The organism is Micromonospora sp. KC207, assembly GCF_004348615.1.
Lineage (GTDB): Bacteria > Actinomycetota > Actinomycetes > Mycobacteriales > Micromonosporaceae > Micromonospora.
The window spans coordinates 1-13,590 of sequence record NZ_SMKJ01000198.1 but is presented as its reverse complement, the minus strand read 5'-3'; the positions used below and the strand labels follow the sequence as shown (position 1 = coordinate 13,590).

Sequence of the window (13,590 nt, the reverse complement as noted above, 5' to 3'; positions counted from 1 at the left end):
GTGCCGTGCACCGTCGCCCGGCCTCTTTCACCCGGCTGGACCTGAAGCTCTCCCCGTACCTGTACGTCCTGCCCTTCTTCGTAATCTTCGCGGTCTTCAGCGCGTACCCGATCATCTACACCGTCTGGATCGCGCTCACCGACCGGTCGCCGCTGAACGCCACGATCAGCTTCGTCGGCCTGGACAACTTCGTCGAGCTGCTGACCAACGACCCGCAGTTCTGGAACGCGGTCGTCAACACGTTCGGCATCTTCCTGCTCTCCACCGTGCCGCAGCTGATGCTGGCACTGGTGCTGGCCAATGCCCTGAACCGGAAGCTGCGGGCGCAGACCTTCTTCCGGATGGCCATCGCGATGCCGATCATCACCTCCACCGCCGTGGTCGCACTGATCTTCTCGATGATCTACGCCAAGGAGTTCGGCCTCGCCAACTGGGCGCTCGACCTGGTCGGCCTCGACCCGATCGACTGGCGGGCGAACCGTTACGCCTCCTGGTTCGCCATCTCCACCATGGTCGACTGGCGGTGGGTCGGCTACAACGCCCTGATCTACCTGGCCGCCATGCAGTCGATCAGCAAGGACATGTACGAGGCGGCGGCGCTGGACGGTGCCTCCCGACTTCGGCAGTTCTGGTCCATCACCATCCCGCAACTCCGCCCGACGATCATCTTCACGCTGATCGTCTCGACCATCGGCGGGCTCCAGCTCTTCACCGAGCCGCTGATGTTCACCAGCGGCTCGGGGGCGCTCTCCGGCGGTTCCGAGGGGCAGTTCCAGACCATCACCATGTACCTGCTCGACGTGATGAACACGCGGTTCCGCTGGGGGTACGCCGGCGCGGTGGCCCTCGTGCTGTTCCTGCTCATCGCGCTGGTGTCGCTGGTGAACTATCTGCTCGCCCGCCGCATCAGTTCCGACAAGTGAGGGTTGCGCCCAGATGACGACCACGACGCTCCGTCCACCTGCGCGCCCGGCCGGGGGGCCGCGGCGCGATGCCCACAAGGCCGACCGGCTCTGGAAGGCGACCCCGCTGACCTGGGTCGGGCTGGTTTTCGGCGTGATCCTCTCGCTGTTCCCGTTCTACTGGATGATCGTCATTGCGTCCCGGACGAACGACGCGGCCAACTCCTGGCCGCCGCCGTTCCTGCCTGGCGGCAAGCTCGGCGAGAACATTCAGCGGGTGCTGGAGAACGGCGACGCCAACATCGTCAAGGGGCTGATGAACTCGTTCCTGGTCTCCGGGACGATCACCATCGCCACCGTCTTCTTCGGCTCCCTGGCCGGTTTCGCCTTCGCCAAGCTGCGTTTCCGTGGCAAGAACGCGATGCTGCTGATCATTCTCGCCTCGATGATGGTCCCGATCCAGCTCGGCGTTCTGCCGCTGTACATCCTGATGGCCAAGCTCGAATGGCTGAACACCATGCCGTCGGTCACGGTGCCGTTCCTCATCGGCGGTTTCGGCATCTTCATGATGCGCCAGTACGCCGAGCAGGCCGTGCCCAACGAGCTGATCGAGGCGGCCCGGGTGGACGGCTGCTCCACCTGGCGCGTCTACTGGCACGTCGTCGTGCCCGCGCTGCGGCCGGCGGCGGCGGTGCTGGGCCTGCTCACCTTCATGGAGCAGTGGAACCAGTTCTTCTGGCCCTTCGTGGTGCTCGCCGACCCTGCCAACCCGACCGTGCAGATCTCGCTGCGCAGCCTCAACACGGCGTACTTCGCCGACAACTCGCAGATCTTCGCGGGCACGCTGGTCGCCACGCTCCCGCTGTTCGTCGTGTTTGTCCTGTTCGGCCGCCAGATCATCGGCGGGATCATGGAAGGTGCCGTCAAGTCGTGAGCGATCCGAGCCGTCCGCCCGCCGTCGGCGTCCTCGACCAGGGCACGGACCTGGCCTTCCCACCCGGCTTCCTGTGGGGTGCCGCGACCGCGGCGTACCAGATCGAGGGCGCGGCCACGGAGGGCGGCCGCACCCGGTCGATCTGGGACACCTTCAGCCACACCGAGGGACGGACCGTCGGCGGGCACACCGGCGACGTGGCCTGCGACCACTTCCACCGGATGCCCGAAGACGTGCGCCTCATGGCGGAGCTGGGCCTGAAGTCCTACCGGTTCTCGGTGTCCTGGCCGCGCGTGCAGCCGGGTGGCTCCGGCGCGGCCAACGCCGAGGGTCTGGACTTCTACCGGCGGCTGGTCGACGAGCTGTTGGGCCACGGCATCGAGCCGTGGCTGACCCTCTACCACTGGGACCTGCCGCAGCCGCTGGAGGACGCCGGCGGCTGGCCGGCCCGGGACACCGCCGGCCGGTTCGCCGACTACACCCAGCTCGTCGCGGACGCGCTCGGCGACCGGGTGCGCTACTGGACCACCCTCAACGAGCCGTGGTGCTCGGCGTTCCTCGGGTACGGCTCCGGCGCGCACGCGCCGGGGCGTACCGACGGGGCGGACGCGGTCCGGGCCGGGCACCACCTGATGCTCGGCCACGGTCTCGCCGTGCAGGCGCTGCGGGCGTCCCGCCCGGCGGCCCAACTCGGCATCACGCTGAACCTCTACCCGGTCACCCCGGCCTCCGACTCGGCGGCCGACGCGAACGCGGCCCGGCGGATCGACGCGCTGGCCAACCGGTTCTTCCTCGACCCGGTGCTGCGCGGTTCGTACCCGACGGACCTCCAGGCGGACCTGGCGTCGGTGACGGACTTCGGGCACGTGCGCGACGGTGACCTGGAGACCATCTCGACGCCGCTCGACCTGGTCGGGATCAACTACTACAGCCGGCACGTGGTCGCCGCCCCCGTCGAGGGGGAGCAGCCGGAGGAGTACTGGCGGGCACCGACCTGCTGGCCGGGCAGCGAGGACGTCCGGTTCGTCACCCGAGGTGTCCCGGTGACCGACATGGACTGGGAGATCGACGCGCCCGGGCTCGTCGAGACCCTGGATCGGGTCCATCGGGAGTACACCGACCTGCCGCTCTACGTGACCGAAAACGGTTCGGCGTTCGTTGATGTCGTGGTCGACGGTCAGGTGGACGACGCCGACCGGTTGGCCTACTTCGACTCGCACCTGCGGTCGGCACACGCGGCGATCGGTGCAGGGGTGCCCCTGCGGGGCTACTTCGCCTGGTCGCTGATGGATAATTTCGAGTGGGCCTGGGGTTACACCAAGCGTTTCGGCATGGTGTACGTCGACTACGACAGCCAGATTCGCATCCCGAAGGCCAGCGCCAGGTGGTACGCCGAGGTGATCCGACGCAACGGTCTGGCCGCAGAATAGGGCACACGGCCAGCCAGTGACGGGTGGACCCGGTGCCCGTCCCCGAACCCGGGGCGCACCGGGTCGCCCATGTCGGAGGAGCAGACGATGACAACGCAGCGCACCCGGTCGCTCGGGCGCCCGACCCTTGACGCGGTCGCCGCGCGCGCCGGCGTCGGGCGCGGCACGGTTTCCCGGGTGGTCAACGGCTCACCCCAGGTGAGCCCGGAGGCCCGGGCCGCCGTGCAACAGGCCATCGCCGAGCTGGGGTACGTGCCGAACCGCGCCGCCCGGGCACTGGTCACCCAGCGGACGGACTCGGTGGCGCTGGTCGTCTCCGAGTCCGGGGACCGGGTCTTCACCGAGCCGTTCTTCGCCGCGATCGTCCGGGGGATCAGCTCGGGGCTGCTGGAGACCCCGATGCAGCTCTGGCTGGCCATGGCCCAGTCGCCGGTCGAGCGGGAACGCGTCGAGCACCACCTGACCAACCAGCACGTCGACGGCGTGCTGCTGCTGTCGCTGCACGACTCCGACCCGCTGCCCACCCTGCTGGAGGAGCGCGGCCTGCCGACCGTGCTCGGCGGCCGGCCGGCCCGGATGCTCCAGCCGGGTGCGCAGCCCGCGTACTACGTCGACGTGGACAACGTCGGCGGTGCCCGGCACGCGGTGGAGTACCTGTTCGCCCGGGGGCGGCGGCGCATTGCGACCATCGCCGGCACCCAGGACATGGGCGCCGGCCTGGCCCGGTTGACCGGCTACCGCGAGGCCGTCCAGGCCACCGGGGCCGGCCTCAACCCCGACCTCATCGCGTACGGCGACTTCAGCGAGGGCAGCGGGGCGGCCTGCATGCGCCGGCTGCTGGAGGTCTGCCCGGACCTCGACGCGGTCTTCGTGGCCTCCGACCTGATGGCCTTCGGCGCGTTGCGGACGCTGCGCGAGGCCGGCCGGCGGGTGCCGGAGGACGTGGCGGTGATCGGCTTCGACGACGCACCGGTGGCCCGGCAGGCCGAGCCGCCGCTGACCACCGTCTTCCAGCCGGTCGAGGAGATGGGCCGGCAGATGGCCCACCTGCTGGTGTCCCGCATCCGGGGCGCGGACATCCCCACCAACCACATCCTCCTCGACACCCACATGGTCCGCCGCGCCTCCGCCTGAGTGTTCTCCCGCGACCGGACGGGGAGGCGCGTTGTCTGATTGGTCCGGCCTGGCGTCATCCGGGAAAGCCCGTGCCGCCAGCCGGTATCTCCGCACCGCACGTCGGCTCCTGAAGGCAAGACCACGCCGGTGCGGGAAGTTCTCCGGGTCGGCGCCACTGTCGATGGGAGACCGCTGTCATGGCAAACCTCGGTAGCCGCGCCCGCCGCGTGGCCCTGGCCCTGTGCGTCGGCCCGGCCCTGGCCGCCCTGCTGGCCACCGGCACCACCCCTGCCGTTGCCGCCCGACCGGCCGCGGAACCGGACCGGATCATGACCGTCACCGACGTCTGGATGAAGGATGTCGCTGGCGACGTCGGCCTGCAGCCGCACGCGGGCACCCCGATCTGGGCCAGTCCCGACATCAAGGTCTGCCCGACGTCGGTGGAGTGCGCGACCAGCCAGTTTCCGGTCGCCGGCACGACCAGTCACATCTTCGTCAAGCTGCGCAATCCCGGGCCGTACGGGTCGGGCACCGACAGCGGGGTGCTGCGGTTCTACCGGACGAGTCCGGGCGGCGGTCTGTCCTGGCCGACGGACTGGACCCCGATCACCTCGCGGACCGTCACCGTCGTGCCGGGCGTGACGACTGTGGCGGTCACGTGGACCGCCGTGCCCGGCCCCGGTCACTTCTCCCTGCTGGCCGTCTGGGACTCACCGAACGACCCGTTGCCGTTCCTGACCAGCGACACCGTGACCAACGTCCGGCACAACAACAACATCGCCTGGCGCGACCTGGTGTCGGTCTGACCCCTCACTGGCGCGGCCCGGGGACGACCCGGTGCGCCTGGTCAGGCCCAGCGGCGCAGCTCGCGCTTGGCCAGGGAGGACCGGTGGACCTCGTCCGGGCCGTCGGCGAGGCGCAGGGTACGGGCCTGGGCCCAGAGACCGGCGAGCGGGGTGTCCTGGCTGACGCCCGCGCCGCCGTACCCCTGGATGGCCTTGTCGATCACCCACTCCGCCATCGCCGGGGTGGCGATCTTGATGGCCTGGATCTCGGTGTGCGCGCCCCGGTTGCCGACGGTATCCATCAGCCACGCGGTCTTGAGCACCAGCAGCCGGGCCTGCTCGATCCGGACCCGGGACTCGGCGATCCACTCCCGGACCACGCCCTGCTCGGCGAGGGGACGGCCGAACGCGATCCGCTGGTTGGCCCGGCGGCAGAGCAGTTCCAGGGCCCGCTCGGCCATGCCGACCAGCCGCATGCAGTGATGGATACGCCCCGGGCCGAGGCGGGCCTGCGCGATGGCGAAGCCCGCGCCCTCCGCGCCGACCAGGTTCTCCGCCGGCACCCGGACACCCGTGAAGTCGATCTCCGCGTGGCCGCCGTGTGGGGCGTCGCGGTAGCCGAAGACCGTCATTCCGCGCCGTACGGTCACCCCCGGGGTGTCGCGGGGGACCAGGATCATGCTCTGCTGGCGGTGCCGGTCGGCCCCGGGGTCGGTCTTGCCCATCACGATGAATATCTCGCAGCGGGGGTCCATCGCCCCGGACGACCACCACTTGCGTCCTTCGACGACGTAGGAGTCGCCGTCGCGGACGATCCGGGTGGCGATGTTGGTGGCGTCGGAGGAGGCCACCTCCGGCTCGGTCATGCAGAACGCGGACCGGATCTCCCCCTCCAGCAGCGGCTTGAGCCACCGGTCCCGCTGCGCCTCCGAGCCGAACTCGGCGAGCAGTTCCATGTTGCCGGTGTCCGGGGCGGCGCAGTTGACCGCCTCCGGGGCCAGGTGCGGGCTGCGCCCGGTCAGCTCCGCCAGCGGCGCGTACTGGAGGTTGGTCAGCCCGGCGCCGTAGCGGGTGTCGGGGAGGAACAGGTTCCACAGGCCGCGCCGGCGTGCCTCGGCCTTCAGCTCCTCCAGCACGGGCGAACGGGACCAGGGGTCGCCGGCCGCCGCGATCTGCTCGGCGTGCACCGCTTCCGCCGGGTACACGCACTCCTCCAGGAAGGTGCCGAGCCGAGCGCGCAGCTTCTCGGTACGGGCGTCGAACTGGAAGTCCATCACTTCTCCCTGACTGCGCGCAGACCGTGCTCGACCAGCGGTGCGACCATGTCGCCGATCCGGTCGAAGCCCCCGCCGAGCGTCTGCCCGAGGGTGTGCCGGTAGTGGATCCCCTCGCAGATCACCGCGAGCTTGAAGCAGCCCAGGGCGACGTGCCAGTGCAGCGGCCCGACGTCGGCGTCGGCGCGGCGGGCGTACCGCTCGATCAGCTCGCCGCCGGTGGGGAAGCCGGCGCGCGGGCCGAGCCCGTCGGCGACCGGATTGCCGGCGGCGGCCTCGCTGTCGCCGAGCACGTCCCAGTACGTCAGCAGGAGCCCGAGGTCGGCCAGCGGATCGCCGAGGGTGGCCATCTCCCAGTCCAGCACGGCCCGCACCGACACCGCGCCCGGCCCGGCCGCGGCGGTCGTCCCCTCGACGGCGGCCCCGTCGGCCCCGGCGGCTGTTGTCCCGGCGGCGGTGGCGGTCGTGGTGGCCCCGGTCGCCGGGGCGGCCCCGGTGGCCGTGGTCGTGTCGACCGTGGCGAGCAGGTTGTCCAGCCGGTAGTCGCCGTGCACGATCCGCCCGGCGTTCGCCCCCTCGGGCACCGAGCCGGCGAGCGCGTCGCGCAACTCGTCGACCCCGGGCAGCCGGCGGCTGCGGGACTGGTCGAGCTGGCGGGCCCAGCGCCGGACCTGCCGGCCGAGGAAACCCTCGGGGCGGCCGAAGTCGGCCAGCCCGACGGCGGCCGGGTCGACCGCGTGCAGGTCGGCGAGGGTGTCCACCATCGTCATGGTCAGGTCGCGGCGCTGCCCGGCGGTCAGCGCGTCGGTCTGCGACCGGCTGCGGAACACCTCCCCGTCGACCTTTTCCATCAGGTAGAACGGCGCGCCGATCACGCCGGTGTCCGTGCAGAGCAGCAGCGCCGCCGGGACCGGGACGGCGGTGGGGGCGAGCGCCGAGATGATCCGGTGCTCCCGGGCCATGTCGTGCGCGGTGGCGAGCACGTGACCCAGCGGCGGCCGGCGCAACACCACCTCCCGCCCGGTTGCCTGTCCGTCCGTCCGCGCGCCTGCCTGTCCGTCCGCCCGCTCGGTTGCGTGCTCGCCGCAGCGGAGCAGGTATGTCAGGTTGGACTTGCCGCCGGCGATGAGCCGGGCCCGCAGCGGCGCGGCGGCCAGCTCGGGGCGGTGCACGGCCAGGTAGGCGGCGAGCCGATCGAGATCCAGACCTTCCGGGGCACCCGCGCCCGCACCGGAGCCGGTGCGCGAATCGACGACGGCCGGATCGGTCATCCGACTAGTTGATGGCAGCTCAGCCCCCTTGTCAAGGCGGGATTTTCCCCCGAGACATGGCACGGCAACAGGGGCGAAATGGTCAACCGGCAGGCTGGTGCCCAGCCTGCCGGCCGCCCCTGCGCCGGCCCGCCGAGCGGAGGGACGATCATGTTGCTGAGAGTTCGGGTGACCCTACCGGACCGCCCCGGCACCCTCGGCCAGGTGGCCCGCACCCTCGGCGTCTCCGGTGCCGACATCGTCCAGGTCGTCGTCCTGGAACGGCTCGGCGGGCGGGCGGTCGACGACTTCACCGTGGTGTGGCCGGGCGCCTCCCGGGTCGAGCGGCTGCTGGCCGGCCTGGCCGCCATCCCCGGCGTACGGGTGGACGGCGTCTGGCGGGCGATCGGCGCGCCGACCACCACCGGGCAGGACGCCGAGCTGCTGGCCCAGGTCGCGGGCAACCCGGCCGACGGGCTGGCCACCCTGGTCGACGCGGTGCCGGGGCTGCTCGCGGCGGACTGGTCGGTGGCGGCGGTGGTCCCGCTGGACTGGGCCTCACGCACCGGCGGCGGGGGTGGGGACGCCACCGTGGCGCACGCGAGCTGGCGGGTGCCCGTCCCGGCGCAGCTGCCCGAGATCACCCCGCTGCGGGCCCGCGCGATGACCGCCGTCGACGGCACCCACTACGCCATCGCGCCGTTCGGCCGGGCCGGGCTGGTGCTGGTGGTGGCGCGCGACCACACTGAGACGCTGAGCCCCGCCGCCTTCCACTCCACCGAGGTGGACCGGCTCGCCCAGCTGGTCCGGGCCAGCGCGGTCATCCTCGGTGACCGGCTGGACCTGGTGGGCACCCCGCCAGTGGTGGCCGGCGGGTGAGATTGTCGGGCCTCGGTGCGGGGCCCGTCGGCCGGAGCTGGGTCCCGATGCGGGGCCCGCGCCGGCGGCACCAGTACGGACCCGGCCGATGCGGCCGGGTCCGTACTGTCGTCCTGTCCCACGTCGCACTGTCGTCCCGTTCCACGTCGCCGACCAGGCGTGGCATGGGTCACCACCTGTGGCAATGCTCATGCGCGCGGGTTCCGTGACGTCACCCCCGGGCAACGGGCCGGCAACAGCCGACCGGCATCGTCGTAGGCGGGCGAAGGGAGACAACCATGGCGCTCTGGCGGATCCGAGCCACCGTGGACGACCGGCCGGGCTACCTGTCGGTGCTCACGGCGAGCCTCGCGTTGCGTGGGGTCAACATCCTCACCGTGCAGGTGCACACCACCGAGGTCGGCGCGGTCGACGATTTCCTCGTCGACGCGCCGGACACGCTCGACGAGGCGGGGCTGATCGCCGCCGTGGAGCGGGGCCGGGGCCGCGACTGCTGGGTGGCGCGTAGCGAGGCGCGTGGCCTCGCCGACCAGCCCACCCGGGTGCTCGGCCTGGCCACCCGGCTGGTCCGTGACCCCGACTTGGCGGGGGAGGCGCTGCGGACGCTGCTCGGGGCCGACGAGGTGACCTGGCGGCCTGCGGCCGTCGCGGGCGGCGTCACCGGCACGACGATGGTCTTGCCCGACCCCACCGGCGGGTCGTACGAGCTGAGCCGGGCCGCGCCGAGCTTCACCCCGGCGGAGTACGCCCGGGCCCAGGCACTTGCCGAACTGGCGGCGACCGCGAGCCGGCGGCCCGCCGACCAGGTCACCCTGCTCCTGCCCGACGGCGCGGAGGCGGTCGTCCGGCCCGCCACCGCCGACGACCTGACCGGCGTGCTGGAGCTGCATGAGGGCTGCTCGGCGCGGACTCTGCAACGCCGCTACCTCGGCGGGGCGGCACCGCCCGCGCCGGCCCGGCTGCGCCGGCTGGTGGAGCCGGCTCAGGGCCTGACCCTCATCGCGACGACGACCGGTTCCGGCGGGGCGGCGGAGCCGGTCGTCGTCGCGATGGCGAGCCTGCTCACCGAAGGCGACGAGGCCGAGGTGGCGCTGCTGGTGCGGGACGACTGGCAGCGGCGGGGGATCGGCACGGCCCTGCTGCGCCGGCTGATGGGGCACGCCGAGCGGGTCGGCCTCGCGGCCCTGGTGCTGCACGTCCAGGCGGAGAACACTCCGATGCTGCGTACCCTGCACCGGCTCGCCCGGCCGACGGCGACCGAGCGGGACGGTTCCCTGGTCACCGTCAGCGTGCCGGTGACCGCCGCCGCCGTGGCCGGGGTGGTGCTGGCCCAAAGCCGCCACCGCTGACGGCGCATCCGTTCACTGGCCCGGTCCCGGCCGCGTCCCTCGGTGAGGTCCCGGCGCCCGGCCGATCTGATCAGCGGGTACGCGACCGGCCGCTGACGCAGAATCGGTTGCCCTCGGTGTCGACGAGCACGACGTACGTGGAAGCACCCGGTTCGAGCCGTGCAGGGTAGTGCGGCCAGTCCACCCGCCGGGCACCGAGCCCGACGAGGCGTTCCACCTCGTCCTCAAGGTCGCGGCCCCCGGCGTTCAGGTCCAGGTGCACCCGGGGGTACGGCTCAACCGGGCTCCCGCTGAGGTCCATCGCCAGCGCCGTGCCGGGCACCCCGGGCGGCGGTACGAGCACGATCCAGTCGTCGCCCGGTTAGCGTGGCGGCCGACGCACGTAGCCCAGGGGCAGCCCAGAACCGGCCCGCCCGCTCGCAGTCGGACACTCCCAGCGAAACCTGCGCGATCCTGTCACCCGGTGACCGTACTGCCGCACGGGATGTTAAGAAGGGCCCCCTGCTCTACCGAAAGCGTTAACAGGGGGCCCTTCCTTGCACCTAGCCCGTGAAGGTGATGCGGTCCCGGCGACGCCGCAGCGTCATCAGGGCGACGCCGCCGCCGATCAGCGCGACGCCGGTGAGCGCCATGCCGGTGACGGCCACGCCGGTCAGCGGCAGGTCCCCGCCACCGGTACCGCCGGAGGGGGAGGCGGAGGTCGTCGGCGAGGCCGAGTCCGACGGGGTGGGCGACTCGGACGCCGACGGGGTCTCGGACGGCTGCGGGGTCTCGGACGGTTGCGGGGACTCCGACGGTTGCGGGGACTCCGACGGTTGCGGCGACTCCGAGACCGGCGGCGTCGGGGTCGGCGTCGGGGTCGGGGTTTCGCCCTCGCAGGCGTGGCTCACGTTGAAGACGGTCCCGGTCCCGCTGATCGTGGCGGACCCGTCCACCAGCGTCCACCCGGCCGGGGTGAAGAGGTAGGCGTGGATCTGCCGGGGGTTGTTGCCGCCGGTGGAGTAGAAGAAGTCCGGGTATGCGTCCGAGCTGTCCGGGATGTTCACCGTGACGTCGTCGGTGCCGTCGGAGAAGGTGAGCTTCAGCGTCTCGAAGTCGCCGTTCGCCCTGCCGGGCAGCACGAAGTGCCAGCCGTCGTGGTCGTCCGGCAGGTTCGCGAAGCGCTCGTCGTCGCACTTCTGCTCGAAGAAGGACGCCGTCTTGTCCTTGTGGGCCGGCCTCAGGCCGATGGTGGCCGACGCCCACGCCGGGGTGGCGAGGGCGAGGCAGGCCGTGGCGGCGGTCGCGGTGAGGACCGCGCGCGTCACGCGCCGACGCTGTGACATGAGGTTTCCTCCGAAGGAGAGCCGAGGGGACGTCACATGATCGCTGCACCGGGCCCTGCCGGGGGATCGGACGAACAGCCTGAGCTGGGAAGAATCCGTGTCTAACCCTCCTTCGGGGAGGGGAATGTCGTTATCGGGCGGCGTGTCGGCGTAACGCTTTCAGCCCTCGCGACGCACGAGCCTCGTGGCACGGGGGTCTTCCCAAGTGTGCAATCCGCTGGATACATTGTCGAGCATCCATGGGAGCGCTCCCGCGCCTCCTCGGAGACCCCCACCACCCGCCCCCGGCGGCCCCGACCCAGCCGACGCCGTCCCGCGTCCGGTCGGGGCCGCCGGGCGCCAGCCGTCAGGAGTTCGCAGATGCGTCACCCGAACCGGCCGTCCCGGTCGCCGCGCGGCCGACCCTGGCTGCGCCGCCTGCTCGCCGCCGGCGCCGCCCTGGCCAGCGGCCTCGCCGTGGGCGTCGTCGCCCCGCAGGCCGCGCCCGTCGCCGCCGCGCCCGCCTTCAACTACGCCGAGGCGTTGCAGAAGTCGCTGTTCTTCTACGAGGCCCAGCAGTCAGGGAAGAAGCCGACCTGGAACCGGGTTTCCTGGCGCGGGGACTCGGCGCTCACCGACGGCTCCGACGTCGGGGTGGACCTCGCCGGCGGCTGGTACGACGCCGGCGACCACGTGAAGTTCGGCTTCCCGATGGCGTTCAGCGCCACCATGCTCGCCTGGGGGGCGGTCGAGTACCGCGACGGGTACGTCGCCTCCGGGCAGCTCACCCACCTGCTCAACAACCTGCGCTTCGTCAACGACTACTTCGTCAAGGCGCACCCCGCGCCGAACGTCCTCTACGGACAGGTCGGCAACGGCGACGACGACCACAAGTGGTGGGGCCCGGCCGAGGTGATGCCGATGGCGCGGCCCGCGTACAAGATCGACTCAAGCTGCGGCGGCGCGGACCTCGCGGGGGAGACGGCGGCGGCGATGGCCGCGTCGTCGATGGTGTTCCGGCCCACCGACGCCGCCTACGCCGACAAGCTGCTCACCCACGCCAAGCAGCTCTACACGTTCGCCGACACGGTGCGCAAGAGCTACCACGAGTGCATCACCGACGCGACGAAATTCTACAAGTCGTGGAGCGGATGGCAGGACGAGCTGGTCTGGGGCGCGATCTGGCTGTACCGGGCCACCGGCGACGCGAGCTACCTCGCCAAGGCCGAGAGCGAGTACGACAAGCTCGGCACCGAGCCGCAGTCCACCACCCGCTCCTACAAGTGGACGATCGCCTGGGACAACAAGCAGTTCGGCGCGTACGTGCTGCTGGCCAACCTGACCGGTAAGCAGAAGTACGTCGACGACGCCAACCGGTGGCTGGACTACTGGACCGTGGGTGTCAACGGGCAACGGGTGCCGTACTCGCCCGGCGGAATGGCGGTGCTCGACTCCTGGGGCGCGCTGCGTTACGCCTCCAACACCGCGTTCGCCGCGCTGGTCTACAGCGACAAGACCGCCGACGCGACCCGCAAGACCCGCTACCACGACTTCGCCGTCCGGCAGATCAACTACGCGCTCGGCGACAACCCCCGCAAGTCCAGCTACCAGATCGGGTTCGGGGCCAACGCGCCGCGCAACCCGCACCACCGCACGGCGCACGGCTCCTGGTGGGACAGCCAGACGGTGCCCACCGAGACCCGGCATGTGCTCTTCGGCGCGCTCGTCGGCGGCCCGTCCTCGGCCAACGACGCGTACACCGACAGCCGGTCCGACTACGTGATGAACGAGGTCGCCACCGACTACAACGCCGGCTTCACCTCCGCGCTGGCCCGGCTCTCCTCCGAGTACGGCGGCACCCCGCTCGCCGGCTTCCCGGGCATCGAGAAGCCGGACATCGACGAGCTGACCGTGGAGACCACGGTGATGCAGGCCGAGCCCCGGGCCACCGGGCTCAAGGCGATCGTCTACAACAAGTCGGCGTTCCCGGCCCGCGCGCTGACCAACGGGAAGTTCCGCTACTACTTCCGCCCCGAGGGCAGCACCACCGTCCAGGTCACCCCCGGTTACACCCAGGGCTGCCCGTCGCCGTCGGCGGCCAAGCAGCTCAGCGGCGACATCTGGTACGTCGAGGTCGACTGCACCGGGCACACCATCGCCCCGGCCGGACAGTCGCAGCACCGGATGGAGGTGCAGTTCAAGATCGGCGTGCCGGAGGGCGGCACCTGGGACCCGACCAACGACCCGTCGTACCAGGCCACGGCCGGGCCGAACAAGAAGGTGACGCTGTACGCCGGCAGCACCCTCGTCTGGGGTACGGAGCCGACCTCGACCCCCTCGGACACCACCCCGCCCACCGTCCCCGGC

General features: G+C 71.7%; 13 protein-coding genes. 10 read left to right on the top strand and 3 right to left on the bottom strand.

Going from position 1 to position 13,590, the window contains the following annotated elements:
* Positions 1 to 5 precede the first annotated feature (5 nt).
* From E1258_RS22305 to E1258_RS22285, 5 genes are all read left to right on the top strand, one after another.
* Positions 6 to 923, top strand: coding sequence for a carbohydrate ABC transporter permease (locus tag E1258_RS22305; RefSeq protein ID WP_207919671.1), 918 nt, complete (start codon positions 6 to 8; stop codon positions 921 to 923).
* Positions 924 to 936: 13 nt separating this feature from the next.
* The gene (locus E1258_RS22300) at positions 937 to 1,836 is read left to right on the top strand and encodes a carbohydrate ABC transporter permease (RefSeq protein WP_132404544.1); all 900 of its coding nucleotides are present in this window, start codon (positions 937 to 939) and stop codon (positions 1,834 to 1,836) included.
* Entirely contained in the window at positions 1,833 to 3,266 is a 1,434-nt protein-coding gene (locus tag E1258_RS22295; RefSeq protein ID WP_132404542.1) for a GH1 family beta-glucosidase, read from the top strand. Before E1258_RS22300 ends, E1258_RS22295 begins: the two co-directional genes overlap by 4 nt.
* 87 nt (positions 3,267 to 3,353) lie before the next feature.
* On the top strand, positions 3,354 to 4,400 hold the full coding sequence (locus E1258_RS22290; RefSeq protein WP_132404540.1) for a LacI family DNA-binding transcriptional regulator: 1,047 nt from the start codon (positions 3,354 to 3,356) through the stop codon (positions 4,398 to 4,400).
* 179 nt (positions 4,401 to 4,579) lie between these two features.
* Complete coding sequence (locus E1258_RS22285; protein WP_132404538.1) at positions 4,580 to 5,188, top strand: hypothetical protein; 609 nt, start codon at positions 4,580 to 4,582, stop codon at positions 5,186 to 5,188.
* 41 nt (positions 5,189 to 5,229) lie between these two features.
* Here the strand turns inward: E1258_RS22285 and E1258_RS22280 are convergent, their stop codons facing one another.
* Together E1258_RS22280 and E1258_RS22275 are read right to left on the bottom strand one after the other, a co-directional pair.
* Positions 5,230 to 6,441 (bottom strand): acyl-CoA dehydrogenase family protein, encoded by a 1,212-nt coding sequence (locus tag E1258_RS22280; protein WP_132404536.1) that lies wholly within the window; start codon positions 6,439 to 6,441, stop codon positions 5,230 to 5,232.
* Complete coding sequence (locus tag E1258_RS22275) at positions 6,441 to 7,712, bottom strand: phosphotransferase family protein (RefSeq protein ID WP_132404534.1); 1,272 nt, start codon at positions 7,710 to 7,712, stop codon at positions 6,441 to 6,443. The genes E1258_RS22280 and E1258_RS22275 overlap by 1 nt, the downstream gene beginning before the upstream one ends.
* A 150-nt stretch (positions 7,713 to 7,862) precedes the next feature.
* Here E1258_RS22275 and E1258_RS22270 point away from each other — a divergent pair, with 150 nt between their 5' ends.
* Together E1258_RS22270 and E1258_RS22265 are read left to right on the top strand one after the other, a co-directional pair.
* Complete coding sequence (locus E1258_RS22270; RefSeq protein ID WP_036374912.1) at positions 7,863 to 8,570, top strand: amino acid-binding protein; 708 nt, start codon at positions 7,863 to 7,865, stop codon at positions 8,568 to 8,570.
* A gap of 278 nt (positions 8,571 to 8,848) precedes the next feature.
* Entirely contained in the window at positions 8,849 to 9,919 is a 1,071-nt protein-coding gene (locus E1258_RS22265) for a GNAT family N-acetyltransferase (RefSeq protein ID WP_132404532.1), read from the top strand.
* A 70-nt stretch (positions 9,920 to 9,989) separates the two neighbouring features.
* On the opposite strand, the gene E1258_RS22260 is transcribed toward E1258_RS22265, so the two are convergent.
* Positions 9,990 to 10,262, bottom strand: a complete 273-nt coding sequence (locus E1258_RS22260; protein WP_207919670.1) for a VOC family protein — start codon at positions 10,260 to 10,262, stop codon at positions 9,990 to 9,992.
* Positions 10,263 to 10,477: 215 nt separating this feature from the next.
* Here E1258_RS22260 and E1258_RS35970 point away from each other — a divergent pair, with 215 nt between their 5' ends.
* From E1258_RS35970 to E1258_RS22250, 3 genes are all read left to right on the top strand, one after another.
* The gene (locus tag E1258_RS35970) at positions 10,478 to 10,885 is read left to right on the top strand and encodes a hypothetical protein (protein WP_371688661.1); all 408 of its coding nucleotides are present in this window, start codon (positions 10,478 to 10,480) and stop codon (positions 10,883 to 10,885) included.
* Between the two features lie 72 nt (positions 10,886 to 10,957).
* Positions 10,958 to 11,284 carry a hypothetical protein gene (locus E1258_RS35965; RefSeq protein WP_371688660.1) on the top strand — a complete coding sequence of 109 codons (327 nt, stop codon included), beginning with the start codon at positions 10,958 to 10,960 and terminating at the stop codon, positions 11,282 to 11,284.
* A gap of 320 nt (positions 11,285 to 11,604) precedes the next feature.
* The coding region (locus E1258_RS22250; RefSeq protein ID WP_132404528.1) for a glycoside hydrolase family 9 protein at positions 11,605 to 13,590 on the top strand (1,986 nt) is incomplete at its 3' end.